Source organism: Nocardioides kribbensis, from assembly GCF_015070375.1.
Taxonomy (GTDB): domain Bacteria; phylum Actinomycetota; class Actinomycetes; order Propionibacteriales; family Nocardioidaceae; genus Nocardioides; species Nocardioides kribbensis.
The window spans coordinates 472185-488615 of the sequence record NZ_JADCLL010000002.1; the positions used below are offsets into that span (position 1 = coordinate 472185).

18 protein-coding genes are annotated in these 16431 nt (G+C 76.3%); 9 read left to right on the plus strand and 9 right to left on the minus strand.

Translation table 11 applies throughout. From position 1 onward, the window contains the following. Positions 1-403: 403 nt before the first annotated feature. Entirely contained in the window at positions 404-859 is a 456-nt protein-coding gene (gene dtd, locus IR170_RS07785; protein ID WP_193661908.1) for a D-aminoacyl-tRNA deacylase, read from the minus strand. A gap of 79 nt (positions 860-938) precedes the next feature. Between dtd and IR170_RS07790 the strand changes: the two genes are divergently transcribed. From IR170_RS07790 to IR170_RS07800, 3 genes are read left to right on the plus strand one after another with little or no spacing between them, the layout of a single operon-like run. Continuing rightward, positions 939-1250, plus strand: a complete 312-nt coding sequence (locus IR170_RS07790) for a peptide methionine sulfoxide reductase (RefSeq protein ID WP_193661909.1) — start codon at positions 939-941, stop codon at positions 1248-1250. Between the two features lie 3 nt (positions 1251-1253). Next, entirely contained in the window at positions 1254-1688 is a 435-nt protein-coding gene (locus IR170_RS07795) for an MmcQ/YjbR family DNA-binding protein (RefSeq protein WP_319804961.1), read from the plus strand. A 57-nt stretch (positions 1689-1745) separates the two neighbouring features. Next, entirely contained in the window at positions 1746-2591 is an 846-nt protein-coding gene (locus tag IR170_RS07800; protein ID WP_193661910.1) for a patatin-like phospholipase family protein, read from the plus strand. Between the two features lie 99 nt (positions 2592-2690). On the opposite strand, the gene IR170_RS07805 is transcribed toward IR170_RS07800, so the two are convergent. The 5 genes from IR170_RS07805 to IR170_RS07825 form a co-directional block, all read right to left on the minus strand. Then, positions 2691-2834 (minus strand): hypothetical protein, encoded by a 144-nt coding sequence (locus IR170_RS07805; RefSeq protein ID WP_193661911.1) that lies wholly within the window; start codon positions 2832-2834, stop codon positions 2691-2693. Between the two features lie 115 nt (positions 2835-2949). Continuing rightward, entirely contained in the window at positions 2950-3765 is an 816-nt protein-coding gene (locus IR170_RS07810; protein WP_193661912.1) for a GNAT family N-acetyltransferase, read from the minus strand. Between the two features lie 36 nt (positions 3766-3801). Beyond that, a complete protein-coding gene (locus tag IR170_RS07815; RefSeq protein ID WP_193661913.1) occupies positions 3802-4692 on the minus strand; it encodes an HpcH/HpaI aldolase/citrate lyase family protein in 891 nt (296 codons plus the stop codon). 1 nt (position 4693) lies between these two features. Continuing rightward, positions 4694-5788 carry an HpcH/HpaI aldolase/citrate lyase family protein gene (locus tag IR170_RS07820; RefSeq protein ID WP_193661914.1) on the minus strand — a complete coding sequence of 365 codons (1095 nt, stop codon included), beginning with the start codon at positions 5786-5788 and terminating at the stop codon, positions 4694-4696. Between the two features lie 98 nt (positions 5789-5886). Further along, a complete protein-coding gene (locus tag IR170_RS07825) occupies positions 5887-6381 on the minus strand; it encodes a DUF4188 domain-containing protein (RefSeq protein ID WP_193661915.1) in 495 nt (164 codons plus the stop codon). 55 nt (positions 6382-6436) lie between these two features. Between IR170_RS07825 and IR170_RS20255 the strand changes: the two genes are divergently transcribed. Continuing rightward, positions 6437-7102: a TetR/AcrR family transcriptional regulator gene (locus tag IR170_RS20255; RefSeq protein ID WP_193661916.1), complete on the plus strand. Its 666-nt coding sequence runs from the start codon at positions 6437-6439 to the stop codon at positions 7100-7102. Here the strand turns inward: IR170_RS20255 and IR170_RS07835 are convergent. Both IR170_RS07835 and IR170_RS07840 read right to left on the minus strand, forming a co-directional pair. Further along, positions 7099-7671 carry a DnaJ family domain-containing protein gene (locus IR170_RS07835; protein ID WP_193661917.1) on the minus strand — a complete coding sequence of 191 codons (573 nt, stop codon included), beginning with the start codon at positions 7669-7671 and terminating at the stop codon, positions 7099-7101. The genes IR170_RS20255 and IR170_RS07835 overlap by 4 nt on opposite strands. Positions 7672-7797: 126 nt before the next feature. Continuing rightward, complete coding sequence (locus tag IR170_RS07840) at positions 7798-8448, minus strand: nitroreductase family protein (protein ID WP_193661918.1); 651 nt, start codon at positions 8446-8448, stop codon at positions 7798-7800. Positions 8449-8458: 10 nt separating this feature from the next. Here IR170_RS07840 and IR170_RS07845 point away from each other — a divergent pair, with 10 nt between their 5' ends. From IR170_RS07845 to IR170_RS07865, 5 genes are all read left to right on the plus strand, one after another. Beyond that, positions 8459-9742, plus strand: coding sequence for an allantoate amidohydrolase (locus IR170_RS07845; RefSeq protein WP_319804962.1), 1284 nt, complete (start codon positions 8459-8461; stop codon positions 9740-9742). Further along, positions 9739-11196, plus strand: coding sequence for a formimidoylglutamate deiminase (locus tag IR170_RS07850; RefSeq protein WP_319804963.1), 1458 nt, complete (start codon positions 9739-9741; stop codon positions 11194-11196). The genes IR170_RS07845 and IR170_RS07850 overlap by 4 nt, the downstream gene beginning before the upstream one ends. 95 nt (positions 11197-11291) lie before the next feature. Then, positions 11292-12446 carry an imidazolonepropionase gene (gene hutI, locus IR170_RS07855; RefSeq protein WP_406603377.1) on the plus strand — a complete coding sequence of 385 codons (1155 nt, stop codon included), beginning with the start codon at positions 11292-11294 and terminating at the stop codon, positions 12444-12446. Between the two features lie 288 nt (positions 12447-12734). Then, entirely contained in the window at positions 12735-13712 is a 978-nt protein-coding gene (locus IR170_RS07860; protein WP_193661919.1) for a sucrase ferredoxin, read from the plus strand. Between the two features lie 638 nt (positions 13713-14350). Beyond that, positions 14351-15034: a TetR family transcriptional regulator C-terminal domain-containing protein gene (locus tag IR170_RS07865; RefSeq protein WP_193661920.1), complete on the plus strand. Its 684-nt coding sequence runs from the start codon at positions 14351-14353 to the stop codon at positions 15032-15034. Here the strand turns inward: IR170_RS07865 and IR170_RS07870 are convergent. Then, positions 15028-16431, minus strand: coding sequence for a M1 family metallopeptidase (locus IR170_RS07870; RefSeq protein WP_193661921.1), 1404 nt, complete (start codon positions 16429-16431; stop codon positions 15028-15030). The two genes, IR170_RS07865 and IR170_RS07870, sit on opposite strands and share 7 nt — an antisense overlap.

Consider the following 16431-nt stretch of genomic DNA (forward strand, 5'->3'; position numbering starts at 1 on the left):
ACCTGCGGCGGCCGTCGACCCGTCGTACGCCGCCACTTCTCGGGCGGGCCGGCCCGGGACCCGAGGCGGCCCCGCGTTGCGGGGCCGGTGGTGGCGGCGCTCGTGGTGACCGACTGTGCGTAGTGGCGGGAGACGACACCTGCGGCGGCCGTCGACCCGTCGTACGCCGCCACTTCTCTGGCGGGCCGGCCGGGGATCCGAGGCGGCCCCGCGTGGCCGGTCGGTGGTGGCGGCGCTCGCGGTGACCGACCGTGCGTGGCTGGGTGCCCGACACCTCCGACGACGACTCGCACCCGGACCGGGGCACGAGGTGACGACCCGGAGGAGCGTCGGTCGCTGGGGTGGTGTCGAGACGGTCGCTGGCGCTCCCTGCTCGACCACCGGGGCGGGTGACGCTGCCCGCTCAACCAGCGTGGGGGCGGGGCGAGTCGAGGACGAGGGTGATCGGGCCGTCGTTGACGGAGGTGACGGCCATGTCGGCGCCGAAGACGCCGCGGGCGACCTCGGCGCCGAGACGCTCGAGCTCGGCACAGACCGCGTCGTAGAGCGGCTCGCTGACCGGGCCGGGAGCGGCCGCGTGCCAGGTGGGCCGGCGACCCTTGCGCGCGTCGCCGTAGAGCGTGAACTGGCTGACGACCAGCACCGGGGCCCCGGCCTCGGAGGCGGAGACCTCGCCGCGCAGCAGCCGCAGCTCCCACACCTTGCGGGCCACCCAGGCCACGTCGGCGGGCCCGTCGTCGTGGGTGACGCCGAGGTAGACCAGCAGGCCCGGCCGCTCGATCGCCCCCACCACCGCGGGGCCGTCGACCCCCGCCACCTCGACGCGCGCCGACGTCACCCGCTGCACCACCGCTCTCACGCGTCCCATCATCGCTGCCCGCGTCGGCCGCCGCGCCGGCCGCCACGTCGGGCGCCCGGGAGCGCGCCATGATGGCGGCGTGCCCGACCCCGCGTCCCGACCCGAGCCCGAGGTGGACCAGGAGGCCGCGGAGGCCACCGAGGCCGCGCGGCTCTTCGCGCGGGTGCCGCTGGGCCACAGCACCGTGCGCTACGCCGGGCGCACCTGGTCGCTGACCCGCAGCGAGCAGGTCGGCGGCCGCTCGCAGAAGGTGTGGGCCGAGGAGCGCGGCGGCACGGCGGTGGTGAGCGCCAACCTCTACTCGCCCGGCGACGGCGTCGACCGCTTCCGCCCGTGCGAGATGCCGGCGGCGGTGGTGCTGGACTTCCTCGCCGGCTGGGAGCCAACCTGAGGCGTGGCCCACCCGCCGATGTTCGACGACGACGACCCCGCCCTGCTGCAGCTGCGCACGCTCGCGCTGGCCCTGCCCGACGCCGCGACGAAGGTCTCCCACGGCCGCCCCGCCTTCTTCGCCGCCCCGCGCGGCAAGGTCTTCGCCTACTACGGCGGCTCCCGGCGCGTCGACGGCGCCTGGGTGCAGCACCCCCGCTGCGTGGTGGTGCTGCTCGAGCCCGGCGAGCGCGAGGCCGTGCTGGACGACCCCCGCTCGTTCGTGCCGGCCTACCTGGGTCCCTCGGGCTGGGTCGGCCTCGACCTCGCCGCACCCGGGTCGCCGGGGTGGGAGGAGCAATGGGCCGAGGTGGCCGAGCTGGTCGACGCGTCCTACCGGCGCACCGCGGGCCCGCGGCGGGTGGCCCGGCTCGACGCGGGCGAGCGGCACGAGGGCTGAGGCCCGCGCCCCGCGCGGCGCGCCCCCGACGGGCGGGGGGGAGGGCAGGATGGCGCCGTGACGAGACGCGGACTGGTCCTGGGCGGCGGCGGCATCACCGGGATCGCCTGGGAGACCGGCCTGCTCGCCGGCCTGGCCGAGGCGGGGGTCGACCTGACCGTCGCCGACCGGGTCGTCGGCACGTCGGCGGGCTCCATCGTGGGGGCGCAGGTCACCAGCGGCGTCGGCCTCGAGGAGCTCTACCGCCGTCAGCTGCTGCCCCCCACCGACACCGACCCGCCGGCGCGGATCGGGGTGGGCGTGGTGGCGCAGTTCGCGCTGGGGCTGCTGGCCTCGCGCGGCGACGTCGAGCGCTTCGGCCGGGTGCTGGGGCGGCGCGCCGTACGCCTGGCGGCCGCGGGGCGCACCCCCAGCGTCGAGGAGCGCTACGCGCAGGTGCGACGCCGCCTCACCAGCACCACCTGGCCCGAGCGCGACCTCGTCGTGACCGCCGTCGAGGTCGCCACCGGGGAGCTGGTGCGCTTCGGGCCCGGCGGCGACGTGGGCCTCGAGGACGCCGTCAACGCCAGCTGCGCCGTGCCGTGCGTCTACCCGCCCATCCCGATCCTGGGGCGCACCTACGTCGACGGCGGCGTGCGCTCGGGCACCAACGCCGACCTCGCGGAGGGCTGCGACCCCGTGGTCGTGCTCGCCCCCGCCGACCGGGGCGTCGGGCCACTGCGCAGCGCGCGCCAGCAGCTCACCGACCTGGGCGTGGCCCACCTGGTGATCACGCCCGACGCCGACGCCCGGGCGGCCATCGGCCGCAACGTGCTCGACCCCGCGGCGCGCCCGCCCTCGGCCCGCGCCGGGCACGCCCAGGCCGCCGCGTGGGTCGACCGGGTGCGCGACCTCTGGGGCTGACCGGCTGCGCCGCGCCACACGACGACGACCCCCGACCGAGGGCCGGGGGTCGTCGTGCGGCGCGGTCGTGCCGCGGTCGTGCTGGTCGCCGAGCGGGGGTCAGAAGACCCGCCGTCGGGTGCCTCCGATCGGCACGAGGTTCAGGACCAGACCGACGACCAGCAGGATGATGCCGATCGTCGTCAGCAGCGGGATGGACGCGAAGATGCCGATGAGCAGCAGGATAAGTCCGATGAGGACCATGTGAGACTCCCTCCAGAGTGTGGAGTCCCAGGTCTACTCCTCGACCACTGTGACGGCGCTCACCTCTGGGGGTGACCGTGCATCGTCGTCCCAGGTCAGGCGGCCGCCGAGCGGCTCACGGCCGGGTCACGAGCGGTGCGGCGGCGCCGCTGCGCGCGTCGAGAACGTACGGCGTCGTGGTGGCGACCGCCCGCAGGCCGAGCCGCTCGAGGATCGGACGGGAGTGGGGCGAGGTGTCGAGGCGCACGTAGCGGTGGCCGCGGTCGCGGGCCAGCGCGGCGCGGTGCGCGACCGTCGCCCGGTAGAGCCCACGGCGCCGCCACTGCGGCAGCGTCGAGCCGCCCCACATGCTGGCGAAGTCGGTGCCGCGGGTGTAGCGCAGCCACCCGGCGCACAGCACCGGTCCCGTGGGCGACTCCTCCGCCACGACGACGTCGACCGCGTCGGGGTCGGCGCGCACCTCGGCGGCGAGCGAGCCGTCGTCGCGGCCCTCGCCCCAGATCGTGCGCAGGAGGTCGTCGACCCGCGCGAGGTCCTCCTCGCTGCTCACCTGCCGCAGGGCGACGCCGTCGGGAAGCGCGACGTCGTGGACCAGCCCGGCGACCTCGCCGAGCAGCAGCGTCTCCTCGTCCTCGGCGACGAAGCCCGCCGCGACGAGCCGGTCGGCGAGGTCGGCGGGGGAGTCGTAGGAGTAGGTCTTCCACTCCACCTGCTCCCCGCGCCCGGAGAAGAACGCCACCTGCCGCGCGATCCAGTGGTCGGGGTCCGCGCCGAGACCCTCCGGGCACTCGACCATGCAGTACGACGACCCGGGCGTCGCCGGGTAGCGGCGACGCACCGGGCCGTCGCTGTCGAGGACGATGCCGGGTGCGGGCTCGTCCTCCCGCCCGGCGAGGCGGATGCTGGTGTGGAACGCGTCGAGGAGGCTCACGCCCCCATCAGACCACCGCCGGGATCACCGCCGGGGTCACTGCAGCGCGGTGATCGCCTCGTGGATGCGCAGCGTGCGGGTCGCGGACTCGACGTGGAGGTTCTCCACCATCTTGCCGCGGTAGGTCACCACGCCCGAGCCCCGACCGTCCTCCCACGCCTGGAGCACGCCGCGGGCGTCCTCGACCGCCTCGGGGCTCGGGGCGAAGGCGGTGTTGGCGCCCTCGACCTGGCCGGGGTGGATGAGGGTCTTGCCGTCGAAGCCCAGCTCGCGGCCCTGGCGGCACTCGGCGAGGAACCCGTCGGCGTCCTTCACGTCGTTGTAGACCCCGTCGAGGATCGCGACGCCGGCGGCCCGGGCGGCCAGCAGCGACAGCGACAGCGAGGTGAGCAGCGGCGCGCGGCCGGGCACGTGCTCGGCGTAGAGCTCCTTGACCAGGTCGTTGGTGCCCATCACCAGCACCGCGAGCCGGTCGGAGGCGGCGGCGATCTCGCGCACGTCGAGGATGGCCTGCGGGGTCTCGACCATGGCCCACAGCCGGGTGTGGTCGGGGGCGCCGGCATTCTCCAGGGCGGCGACCAGGGCGCGGACCTCGGCGGCGCTGCCGACCTTCGGCACCACGACGCCGGCGGGGCCGGCCTGGGCGGCGGCCACGAGGTCGGCGTCGTGCCACTCGGTGCCGAGGCCGTTGACGCGGATGGTCACGGTGCGCCGGCCGTACTCGCCCGACGCCACGGCGGCCGCGGCCGCCTCGCGCGCCGCGGGCTTGGCGTCGGGGGCGACGGCGTCCTCGAGGTCGAGGATGAGCCCGTCGCACGGCAGCGACTTGGCCTTCTCCAGGGCCCGCTCGTTGGAGCTGGGCATGTAGAGCACCGAGCGCAGCGGGGTGTGCGCGGGGGTCTCGGGCGCGGTGGGGTGCTCGGTCATCTCAGTCCTCCGACCCGGCGGCGGCGTACTGCTCGGCGAGCTCGGGGTCGATGGCGGCCAGCTGCTCGGCCAGCTCCACCATGACCAGGCACTGCTTGAGGGAGGCGTCGTCCTCCATCTTGCCGTCGAGCATCACCGCGCCCGTGCCGTCGCCCATGGCCGCGACCACGCGCCGGGCGTGCGCGACGTCCTCGACCGACGGGCTGAAGACCCGGTGGGCGATGGCGATCTGCTTGGGGTGCAGGCTCCACGTGCCGACGCAGCCGAGCAGGAAGGCGTTGCGGAACTGGTCCTCGCACGCCACGACGTCGGCGATGTCGCCGAAGGGGCCGTAGTAGGGGTAGATGCCGTGCATCGCGCAGGCGTCGACCATGCGGGCGATGGTGTAGTGCCACAGGTCCTGCTGGAAGACCGAGCGCGGGGCCTCGATCTCGGCGACGCCGAGCTCGTTGCGGGGAGGGTCCTGGCGCACGAGGTAGCCGGGGTGCCCGCCGCCGACGCGGGTGGTCTTCATGCGGCGGTCGGCGGCCAGGTCGGCCGGGCCCAGGCTGAGGCCCTGCATGCGCGGGCTCGCGCCGCAGATCTCCTCGACGTTGGCCATGCCGCGCGCGGTCTCGAGGATGGCGTGCACCAGGATCGGCCGGTCGAGACCGGCCTTGGCCTCGAGCTGGGCCAGCAGGCGGTCGACGTAGTGGATGTCCTCGGCGCCCTGCACCTTCGGCACCATGACCACGTCGAGCGTGTGGCCGATCGCCGGCACCAGCGTGGTGAGGTCGTCGAGGGCCCACGGGCTGTCGAGGGAGTTGATGCGCGTCCACAGCTGCGTGGGGCTGTCGGGCCCGCCGAGACCCTCGGTCTCCTGGCCGATCCGCACGAGGCCCTCGCGCGCGGCCACCTTGTTGTCGGCCTTGACCGCGTCCTCGAGGTTGCCCAGCAGGACGTCGACGCCGCCGACCATCTGCGGGATCTTGGCCGCCATCTTCGCGTTGCTCGGGTCGAAGAAGTGGATCGCCCGGCTGGGGCGGGCCGGGATGTCGGTGGGCGGGGTGGGCGCACCCACCGCGAGGGGCCGGAAGAAGTCCTTGCTGGGTCGCATGCGCGCGAACGTAGCAGCGCGCGGTTACCGGCGGGTATGACCGATCTCTCGCCGGACGTCGGCCCCGCGCGCCGCGTCGGCGCCGGGCCGCCGCCGCGTCATCGCGAGGTGCTGCTGCGGCCCGCGGCCAGGCGCTGCCGGGCGGTCCGGGTGCGCTCGTCGACGGGTGCGGAGCCGGTGGCCGCGGCCAGGCCGAAGCGGGGCATGTCGACGTAGACGGCCTCGCGCTCGCCCGGGTGGCTGACGTAGGTCTCGTGGAAGACGCCGACCGCCCGGCCACCGGCGGCGGCGCGCCGCTGGAAGCGCCGCCAGGCGGCGAGGTGGGGGGCGTCGCGGTCGGCGGCGAAGCGCTGGAGGTGGTCAGGGCTGCGCCAGTAGCTCACCACCAGCATGGTGCGGCCCGCCCAGAGGTGGTGCCCGAGCAGCCCGGCCTCGGGGTGCCGCTCGAGGTGGGTCAGCATGCGGGGCATGGCGAGGAAGACCGGCAGCCACCGGTGCACCTTCCACGGCTGGTTGAAGCGCATCCCGACGAGGAACACGGTGACGTCGTCCTCGCTGGGCGTCGTGTGACGGCCCTCCTGCAGGGATCCCATGGTCGACCTCCTGGTATGACACTGTTATAGAACAGTGTGATGCTAGGGTCCGCCCGTGGCAAGACCCCGTGTGTACGACGACCGGCTCCGCGGGGCGCTCGTCGCGGCCGCGGCGGCCTCGATCGCCGAGGGCGGGGTCGACGGCCTGTCGCTGCGGGCAGTCGCCGCGGCCGCGGGCACCTCGACCAACGCGGTCTACACCCTCTTCGGCGGCAAGGAGCACCTGGTGGCGGCCGTGCTGGAGGAGGCGAGCGAGGGGTTCGCGGCGGCGCAGCGGGCGGTCGGCGCCACCGACGACGCCCTGGCCGACCTCCTCGCGCTGGGGCACGCCTACCGCGACTGGGCGCTGGCGCACCCCGAGCTCTACACGGTGCTGATGGGTGGGCGCGTGCGCGCGGAGGGGCTGCGGGGTCGCCGCTGGGTGGAGGACCCCACCGCCGTGCCGCTGGTGACGGCGGTGCGGCGGGCCGGGTCTGCCGGTCTGCTGCGCTCCGACGACCCCGAGCAGGTGGCCGTCACCCTCTGGGCGGGGGTGCACGGGATGGTGAGCCTGGAGATCGCGCTGTGGGATGACCTCGGCCCCGCCGATCGCGCCCGACGGTTCGCTGACCACCTCGTCGCGCTGGCCTACCGGTGGTGCCCCTCGGTGTGGGACGAGGCAGGGCGGGGCGCCGCCGGGACGGGCGCACCCCCGCCCGGGTCGTCGTCCGGACCAGGCTAGGAGCCCGTGGCCCGCCGGCGACGCCACCAGCGGCGCCGCGGAGCGGGAGCCGCCGCGGCCTGGGCGGCGAGGGCCCGGCGCTGGGCCTCGCGCCGCTCCTCGCGGCGCGCGCGCCAGCCGGCGAGGGTGGCGTCGACGTCGCGCGGCATGGTGATGAGGGGCGGGCCGTCGGTGGGGGTGTAGCGGGCGTGCAGCACGCGGGCGTTGAAGTCCTCGACCGCCCGGCGGGCCTCGGCCTCCATCGTGAAGGTGTCGAGGCGCGCGTCGAGCTCGGCGTCCTCCTTGCGCAGGGCCAGGCTCGGCGGCAGCACCCCGGTGATCTGCTCGCGCTCGACGAGCTTCTTGACCCACCAGTCGGGGTCGTGGTCGGTGCCGAGGCCCTGGATCGGCTTGCCGGCGCCGGGCAGGTCGTCGAAGTCGCCGCGGGCCATGGCCACGCGGATCTGCTGGTCGACCCAGCTGGACTGGTGCTGGATGCGGGCGGCCGCCGCGCTCTGTCCGCTGCGCTTGCGCCGCTCGCGCTCGTCGGCGGCCTGGTCCCTGCGGGCCGCCCGGGTCTCGTCGGTCATGTGACCTCACCTCCGCGTCCCCCAGCCTACGGACCCCCCGGGGACGAGTCGTCTCGGATCCGAGACGCCTCGGCGGCCCGGTGCGTTGACCGGCCGCGCGGCGGCCGGTGGACTGGCTCGGTGCCGCTACCCGTCGTCGTCCCTGTCGGCGCCTTCGGCGCCGCCCGTGCCGGTGCCCCAGCGGCCGCGGTGGAGGACCTGCTCCAGGGGCCGGCGCCCACGGCGAGCCGGGGAGCCGGCGCTGCCGGTGTCGGCGACCCGGTGGCCCAGGGTGACGACCCCGATCGGGTCGACCTCGTCGGGCAGTCCGAACGCCTCGCGCAGCGCGGCCTCGCGCCCCGGGGGCACCCCGAAGAAGCAGGCCCCCAGGCCCTCGTCGACCGCGGTCTGGAGGATGAGCAGGCTGGCCATCGCGGCGTCCATGTGCCAGTAGGGCTTGGCCCAGCGCGCCTCCGCACGGTCCTCCCAGCCCTTGTCGGGCTCGGCGTAGCGGGCCAGGTAGGCCGCCTTGCTGCTGCACGGCACGATCACCACCGGCGCGGTCATCATGCCCGCCAGCCACGGGCCGGGGTCGTGCACGTCGTCGCTGGTGGCCTCCCAGAAGCGGCGCACGTCGGCGGGGTCCTCCAGCACCAGGAAGCCCCAGCCCTGGCTGTAGCCGGCGCTCGGTGCACGGGTCGCGTGCTCGATCGCGCGGGTCACCAGGGCCGGGTCGACCGGTCGGTCGCTGTAGCGGCGCACCATGCGGCGACGCCGCACCACGTCTCGGAACTCCACGGAGGTCACTGTGCCCGACACCCCCGCTGAGCGGCCCGCCGGCCGTCGTCCCGACTTCGAGGCGATGTGGCGCGACCTCGTGCCCGTCGGCCGCTCGGCGCGCACCGGCGGCTACCACCGGCGGCCGTGGGACGGCGCCGAGCGCGAGCTGCGCGCGTGGTTCCTGGAGCAGTGCGCGGGCCGCGGGCTCGACGTACGGGTCGACGGGCTGGGCAGCGTCGTGGCGTGGTGGCGCCCGGAGGGGGCGAGCGGTCCGGGCGTGCTGACCGGCTCGCACCTCGACTCCGTCGACGACGGCGGGGCCTACGACGGTCCGCTCGGCGTCGTCTCGGCCCTGGCCGCGCTCGACCGGCTGCGCGAGCGGGGTGCTCGGCCCGGTCGGCCGGTCGGGGTGTCGGTGTTCGCGGAGGAGGAGGGCTCGCGCTTCGGGCGGGCCTGCCTGGGCTCGCGGTGGGCCACCGGCAGGGCGGCGTGGGCCGACCTGCGCGAGCTCGTCGACCCCGACGGCGTGCGGCTGCCCGACGCGCTGGAGGCGGCCGGGCTGGGGCAGGGGCTCGAGGAGGGGCCGGGCGCAGGGTCGGGTGCCGGGTCGGGCGGAGGGCCGGGGGCCGGTCTGCTCGAGGGCGTCGGGACCTTCGTCGAGCTGCACGTCGAGCAGGGCCGGGCGCTGGTCGACCTCGACGCTCCGGTGGGCATGGCCCGGGGCATCTGGCCGCACGGGCGCTGGCGGCTCGACCTCGAGGGCCGCGCCGACCACGCCGGCACGACCCGCATGGAGGACCGCGCCGACCCGGTGCTGACGTTCGCGATGACCGCGCTCGCGGCCGGCAAGCAGGCGCGGTTGGCCGGGGCCCGCGCCACGATCGGGCGGGTCGAGGTGACGCCGGGGTCGACCAACGTCATCGCGTCGAGGGTCAGCGCCTGGCTCGACGCCCGCGCCGCGAGCGAGCCCGAGCTGGAGGCGCTGGTCGCCGCGATCACCGCCCAGGCCGCCGCCCGCGCCGAGCGCGACGGCACCTCGCTGGCCGTGCACCCCGAGTCGGTCTCGGGAGCGGTGGGCTTCGACCCGGCGCTGGTCGGGGTCCTCGACGCGGCCGCGCGCGGCTGGCCGGTGCTCGACACGCAGGCCGGCCACGACGCGGGCGTGCTCGCCGCGGCCGGCGTGCCGACGGCCATGATCTTCGTGCGCAACCCCACCGGCGTCTCGCACTCCCCGGCCGAGCACGCCGAGGTCGCCGACTGCCTCGCCGGCGTCGAGGCGCTGACCGACGCGCTCGAGGTGCTGGCGCGGTGAGCGGACTCGTCTTCGGCTCCGCGCCCGGCTCCGCGCCCGGCTCTGCGACCGGCCCTGCGACCGGCCCTGCGACCGGCGGCGCGCCCCGGGGGGCCACCCGCCCGGCCGGCGCCGGGAGCGGCGCGGCCACCACGGCGTACGTGCTGCGGCGGGCGTGGGTCGGCGGCGCCACCCGCGACGACGTCCTGGTGGAGGTGGCCGACGGTCGCTTCACGCGCGTGGAGCCGGGGGGAGCGGTGGGCGAGGGGCGCGCGGCGGTGGTGCTCGACGGCCTGGTGGTGCCCGGGCAGGCCAACGCCCACAGCCACGCCTTCCACCGCGCCCTGCGGGGGCGCACCCAGCGCGGCCGGGGCACGTTCTGGACCTGGCGCGAGCAGATGTACGCCGTCGCCGCGCGGCTGGACCCCGACTCCTACCACCGCCTCGCCCGGGCCGTCCTCGGGGAGATCGTCGCCTCGGGCGTGACGACCCTCGGCGAGTTCCACTACCTCCACCACCGACCCGACGGCACGCCCTACCCCGACCACGCGATGGAGCTCGCCCTCGTCGAGGCCGCCCGTGCGGTCGGACTGCGGCTGACCCTGCTCGACACCTGCTACCTCAGCAGCGGCTTCGGCGCCCCCGTCGAGGGCGTGCAGCGGCGGTGCAGCGACGGCTCCGCGCAGGCCTGGGCCGAGCGGCGCGCCGCGCTGGTCGAGCGGCTGGCCGGGGTCGACGACGTGGTCGTGGGCGCGGCGATCCACTCCGTGCGGGCGGTGCCCCGGGCCGACCTGCCGACCGTGGTGGCCGCGGCCGCCGGCGACCCGCTGCACGTGCACCTCTCCGAGCAGCCGGCCGAGAACGCCGCCTGCCTCGCCGCCTACGGCGTCACCCCGACCCGCCTGCTCGCCGACGCCGGCGCGCTCGGCCCCCGGACCACCGCGGTCCACGCCACCCACCTCACCGACGCCGACGTCGACCTGCTCGGCGGCTCCGGCACCCGCGTCTGCCCGTGCCCGACCACCGAGCGCGACCTCGGCGACGGCGTCGGCCCCGCGCGCCGTCTCGCCGACGCGGGAGCGGTCCTCTCGCTGGGCAGCGACAGCCACGCCGTGGTCGACCCGTGGGAGGAGATGCGCGCCCTGGAGCTCGACGAGCGGCTGACCTCGCGCCGCCGTGGTCACTGGAGCGCGGACGAGCTCCTCGCGGCCGGCACCGACCACGCCGGGCTCGGCTTCCCCGACGCCGGACGCCTCGAGGTCGGCGCCCGGGCCGACCTGGTCGTGCTCGACACGTCCTCCCCGCGCACGGCCGGCACCGGCGACGACGAGCACACCGCCGTCTTCGCCGCGAGCGCCGCCGACGTCCTCGCCGTCATGGTCGACGGTCGCTGGGTCGTCGGCCCCGCGGCCCCGGCCCCCGCCCAGCCCCTCGGCGCCGCCCTGGCCGCCGCGATCCAGGAGGTCCTGCCGTGACCGGCGGCCCGCACAGCCCCCTCACCCCGCCCGGTTTCACCCCAGCCATCCCGACCGGCCCGTCCGGTGCGGGCGGGGCCGCCGGGCCGACCACCCTGCTCACCGGCATTGGGGAGCTGGTGACCAACGACCCCGGGGACGACGACACGCTCGGGCTGCGCCACGACGCGGCGCTGCTGGTCGAGCGCGGACGGGTCGCGTGGGTGGGGCCGGCGGCGTCGGCACCGGCGGCCGACCTGCGCGTGGACCTGGGCGGGCGGGCCGTGCTGCCGGGCTTCGTCGACTCCCACTCCCACCTCGTGCACGCCGGCGACCGGGCCGCGGAGTTCGAGGCACGGATGGCCGGGCGTCCCTACGCCGCCGGCGGCATCCGCACCACGGTCGCCGCGACCCGTGCCGCCACCGACGAGCAGCTGACCGCCACGGTGGCGCGCCTGGTCGCGGAGATGCGTCGGCAGGGCACGACGACGCTGGAGACCAAGAGCGGCTACGGCCTGACCGTGCGCGACGAGGCGCGCTCGCTCGCGGTGGCGCGCCAGTTCACCGAGGAGACGACGTACCTGGGGGCCCACGTCGTGCCCGCCGAGCTCGCCGACGACCCGGCGGCCTACGTCGACCTCGTCACCGGGCCGATGCTCGAGGCAGCCGCGCCCCACGCCCGGTGGATCGACGTCTTCTGCGAGACCGGCGCCTTCGACGCCGACCAGGCCAGCGCGGTGCTCGCCGCGGGAGCGGCGGTCGGGCTGCGGGGGCGCCTGCACGCCAACCAGCTCGGACCCGGGCCCGGGGTGCTGCTGGCCGCCGAGCTCGGGCTGGCCGCCGTCGACCACTGCACCTACCTCACCGACGCCGACGTCGACGCGCTGCGCGAGACGGGCACGGTCGCGACCCTGCTGCCGGGCGTGGAGTTCTCCACCCGGCAGCCCTACCCCGACGCCCGCAGGCTGCTCGACGCCGGTGTGCGGGTGGCACTGGCCAGCGACTGCAACCCCGGCTCCAGCTTCACCAGCAGCATGGCCTTCTGCATCGCCCTGGCCGTGCGCGAGATGGGGCTCACCGCGGCTGAGGCCGTGCACGCGGCCACGGCGGTCGGGGCGGCCGCGCTCGACCGCGACGACGTCGGACGGCTCACCGTCGGGGCCCGCGCCGACCTCGTCGTGCTCGACGCGCCGAGCCACGTGCACCTGGCCTACCGGCCCGGGGTGCCCCTCGTGCAGGCGGTCTGGGTCGGTGGTCGGCAGGTGGTGTGAGCGGGCGGCCTGGGGCCCGGGCTGCGCCCGGCCCGTGCTGCGCCCGTCCCGTGCTGCGCCCGGCTCCGTGCCCGCGCCCGGCCCTGCGCCCCGCGCTCGCCCCTGCGCCCCGCGCTCGCCCCTGCGCCCCGCGCTCGCCCCTGCGCCCCGCGCTCGCCCCTGCGCCCCGCGCTCGCCCCTGCGCCCCGCGCTCGCCCCTGCGCCCCGCGCTCGCCCCTGCGCCCCGTGCCGGATCCTCGCGCATGACCGTGCCGAGGCGCGAGCCACGCCGCGTGGTCTGATGGGCCGGTGGACCTCCGCTGCGCCGCCGCCAGCCTCGCCGACGACGAGCCGCTCGCCGGCAGCGCGCCCACCGACCGTCGCTGGCTCTTCCTCGAGCAGCCCGGGCCGTGGGGGCGCAAGGCGCTCCGAGAGTCGCGCCTGCCCGAGTCCGCCCGCGCCCACCTGGCCGGCCTGCGCGACGTGCGCGTCCAGCTGCTCCGTCGCCCCGGCGCCCGGACGCCGCTGCCCGGCGAGGTCACACCGGCCCGTGTGGTCGTGGCCCACCTCGACGACGGGGAGGCGCCGCGGGTCTGGTCGGCCACGCTGCCCTCGGCCGACGCCGTCACCGGGGTCGACCCCCACGACCCCGAGGGCTCCGGGCTGCTGCCCCACCGCCACGACGCGGAGCCGCTGTGGCTGGTGTGCACCAACGGCTCGCGCGACCTGTGCTGCGCCGAGCTCGGTCGCCCGGTCGCCGCGGCGCTGGCCGCCCGCTGGCCCGAGGGCACCTGGGAGACCACCCACCTCGGCGGCCACCGTTTCTCCGGGACCCTGCTGGCCCTCCCCAGCGGACTGGCCCTCGGCCGGGTCGGCGCCGATGACGCCGTGGCGGTGGCCGAGGCCGTCGTGGCCGGTGCGCTCCCGCCCGGGCGCGTACGGGGGCGCGCCGGGCGGTCCGCGCCCGAGCAGGTCGCCGAGCTGGCGGCGCGCGAGCGGCTCGGGCTGGCCCACGACGTGCCGCTCGCGGTCAGCCGCGAGGAGCTCCCGCCGCTGCGTGTCGAGGGGCAGGCCGAAGCACAGGCCGACGCGCGGGCGGAAGCACAGGCGGAGGGACAGCGGGCGGTGCTGCGGGTCGTCGACCCCGCGGGTGCGTTCGCGGCGACTGTCCACCTGTCGTCCACGGTGGCAGCCCGCCTCGGGTCCTGCGGCGACGCCCGGGCCAAGCCGGCGACGAGCTGGCACGCCGACCACGTGCGGCTCGACCGCGGGGGAGAGACCTGCTGAGTCGACTCCAGGGGTGGTGGATCGTTCGTTCCGTCCGCGGATCCTCACCGCCGCGTTCCCACCGCCGCAGGCACGCCCGGCCCGCGCGCCGACCGAGCGTGCGTGGTGGCTCGGCTCCACGTGAGGCGCTCGCGGGTTGATCGAACGTTCGTTCAACGGGTTGGGGTGACTGGAGGGCTCCGCCCCTGGGGTCGCTGCCGGTCGGTGTCGTCTGTCGCTCCCGTTTCGCGGTGGAGTCGCTCCCGGGTTGATGGAACGTGCGTTCAACGTCTCGGCATGACTGGAGGGCTCCGCCCCTGGGGTCGCTGCCGGTCGGTGTCGTCTGTCGCTCCCGTTTCGCGGTGGAGTCGCTCCCGGGTTGATCGAACGTTCGTTCAACGTCTCGGCATGACCGGAGGGCTCCGCCCCTGGGTTCGCTGCTGGTCGGTGTCGTCTGTCGCTCCCGCTTCGAGGGCGCCGCTCACGCGTTGATCGAACGTTCGTTCAACCTGCGGACACCCACCGCGGACCGCCCGACGAGCGACCGGCGGCCACGAGGGGCGGCCGGCAGCGAGCCGGCCCGTGGAGAGGCGGCCGGTGGCGACCGGGTCTGTGGAGAGCCGGCGGCGCGCTGCGTCCGACCGTGCTGGGATGACGTCGTGCCCCGGATCCTCGACACCACCTACCGCGTCGAGGAGCTCACGGCCGCCGTGTCGCGGCTGGTGACGCGTGACGGGGTGGAGGCCCTGTCGCTGCGCCGGATCGCGGCCGAGGCCGACCTCAGCCCGAGCACCGTGCTGCACCACCTCGGCGGACGGGAGCGGCTGATGCAGCTGATGTGCGTCCGGGCCTGGGCCGGTGTGCGAGCGACCAGCGACTTCGGCGGCAGGGGTCGGGGGGACGGTCCCCTCGCGACGCTGCTGCCCGACGGCGAGGAGGGACGCCGCGCGGTCAGGGTGTGGCTGGCTCTCTGCGAGCTCGCCCGGGCCGACGACGCCCTCGCCGCGGCGGTCGCGCAGGCCCGGACCCAGGAGCGCCACTGGATCCGACACCTGACCGGCCTCGACGACGAGGTCGCCCTCGACGTGCTCCAAGGTCTGGTCGACGGGCTCCGGGTCGCGCTCTGCGACCGGCAGGACCCGTGCTCGCCGCAGCGGGCGGTCGACGCCCTCGGCTGGGCCACCATCGCGCTCCTGCGCCAGCACGGGCCGGTCCGCGAGCCACGCCGGCCCGCGGCCCCCGACCAGGCCGACCACCCCGGGCCCGGGCCCACCGACCGACGGTCCCGCGACCCCGGACCCGGCGGACCCGAGTCCGGCGACCCCGAGCCCAGCGGTCAGTAGCCGGCCGGCTTGCCCGCCCTCTCCAGCCAGGTGCGGAAGAGCGGCGACAGCTCGCGACCGGAGACCCGCTCCGCGAGCCGCACGAGCTGCGCGGTGCGCACGCTGCCGTCCTCGTTGCGCTGCGCCCACAGCCGCACGATCCGGAAGAAGTCGTCGCCGCCGACCTCCTTGCGCAGTGCGTGCAACGTCATCGCCCCGCGGTTGTAGACCGGGCTGCCGAAGAGGTCGGCGGCGTCGGTGAACTCGGTGGGCGCCGGGCGCCACAGGGCGCCCGAGGCCGGGGTGGCGTACAGGTCGTCGAAGTGCTCCTGGGCGGTGTCACCGCCGTGGCGGGCGTCCCAGAGCCACTCGGCGTAGGTCGCGAAGCCCTCGGCCAGCCAGATGTCGTGCCAGTCGACCAGGGTCACGGAGTCGCCGAACCACTGGTGCGCGGTCTCGTGGACGAGCGCACCGTCGGCGGCGCCGACCGAGGGGTAGAACGGGCGGGTCTGGGTCTCCAGCGCGTAGCCCACGTCGGCGTCGTCGACGACCAGCCCGGCGGCGTCGAAGGGGTAGGGGCCGAAGAGCCTCTCCTGGAAGGCGATCACCTTCGGCAGCAGCCGCCGCGCCGCGGCGGCGTCGCCGCCGGTGACGTCGGTGAAGGACCAGATCGGGATCGTGCGGCCGTCGACCGACTCGGTCTGCGACTCGAAGACGTCGAACTGCCCGATCGAGACCATGGCCAGGTAGGTCGCCATCGGGTCGTCGGCCCGCCAGGTCCACGTGGTGGTGAGGCCCTCGTCGCGCTGGGAGACGAGCACGCCGTTGGCGGTGGCCTCGTAGCCGGTGGGCACGGTGAGGCGGAAGGTGTAGCGCGCCTTGTCGCCGGGGGTGTTGTTGGAGGGGATCCAGGTCATCGTGCCGACCGGCTCGCCCAGCGCGGTGGCGCCGTCGGCCGTGCGGACCCAGCCCTCGGTGGACCCGTCGGGGTCGATGTGCTCCTGCGGCTCCCCGGCGTAGTCGACGCGCACCGTGAAGCGCCCCCGGTCGAGTCCGCCGTCGGGGCGCACCGTGAGCTCGTGGCCGTCGCGCGAGAAGGCGGCCTGCTCGCCGTCGACCAGCACCCGCGACACGTCGAGACCCTCGAGGTCGAGGTCGAAGCGGCCCAGGTCGCGCGCCGCGACGGCGACGATCCGCGTCGTGGCGGTGAGCCGGTTGGTCACGGGCGTGTAGTCGAGCGACACGTCGTAGGACCGGACCTGGTAGCGCGCGTCGCCCTGCCGCGGGAAGAGCGTGTCACCGCCCGCACCGGCCTCGCTGCCGGCCTGGGCCGCGTACGCCGCCGGTGGCGCGAGCGCCACCACCCCGGTCGAGGCGAGGGCGAGGGTGGCCAGGGAGAGTCCGAGTCGTCGCAGCAC

What these genes read in the sequence shown, in the direction of transcription:
- IR170_RS07835 (WP_193661917.1), bottom strand. Translation starts at nt 7,671, where the DNA reads ATGACCGACGAGACCCGGGCGGCCCGCAGGGACCAGGCCGCCGACGAG.
- IR170_RS07825 (WP_193661915.1), bottom strand. Translation starts at nt 6,381, where the DNA reads ATGGGATCCCTGCAGGAGGGCCGTCACACGACGCCCAGCGAGGACGAC.
- IR170_RS07820 (WP_193661914.1), bottom strand. Translation starts at nt 5,788, where the DNA reads ATGCGACCCAGCAAGGACTTCTTCCGGCCCCTCGCGGTGGGTGCGCCC.
- IR170_RS07805 (WP_193661911.1), bottom strand. Translation starts at nt 2,834, where the DNA reads ATGGTCCTCATCGGACTTATCCTGCTGCTCATCGGCATCTTCGCGTCC.
- IR170_RS07815 (WP_193661913.1), bottom strand. Translation starts at nt 4,692, where the DNA reads ATGACCGAGCACCCCACCGCGCCCGAGACCCCCGCGCACACCCCGCTG.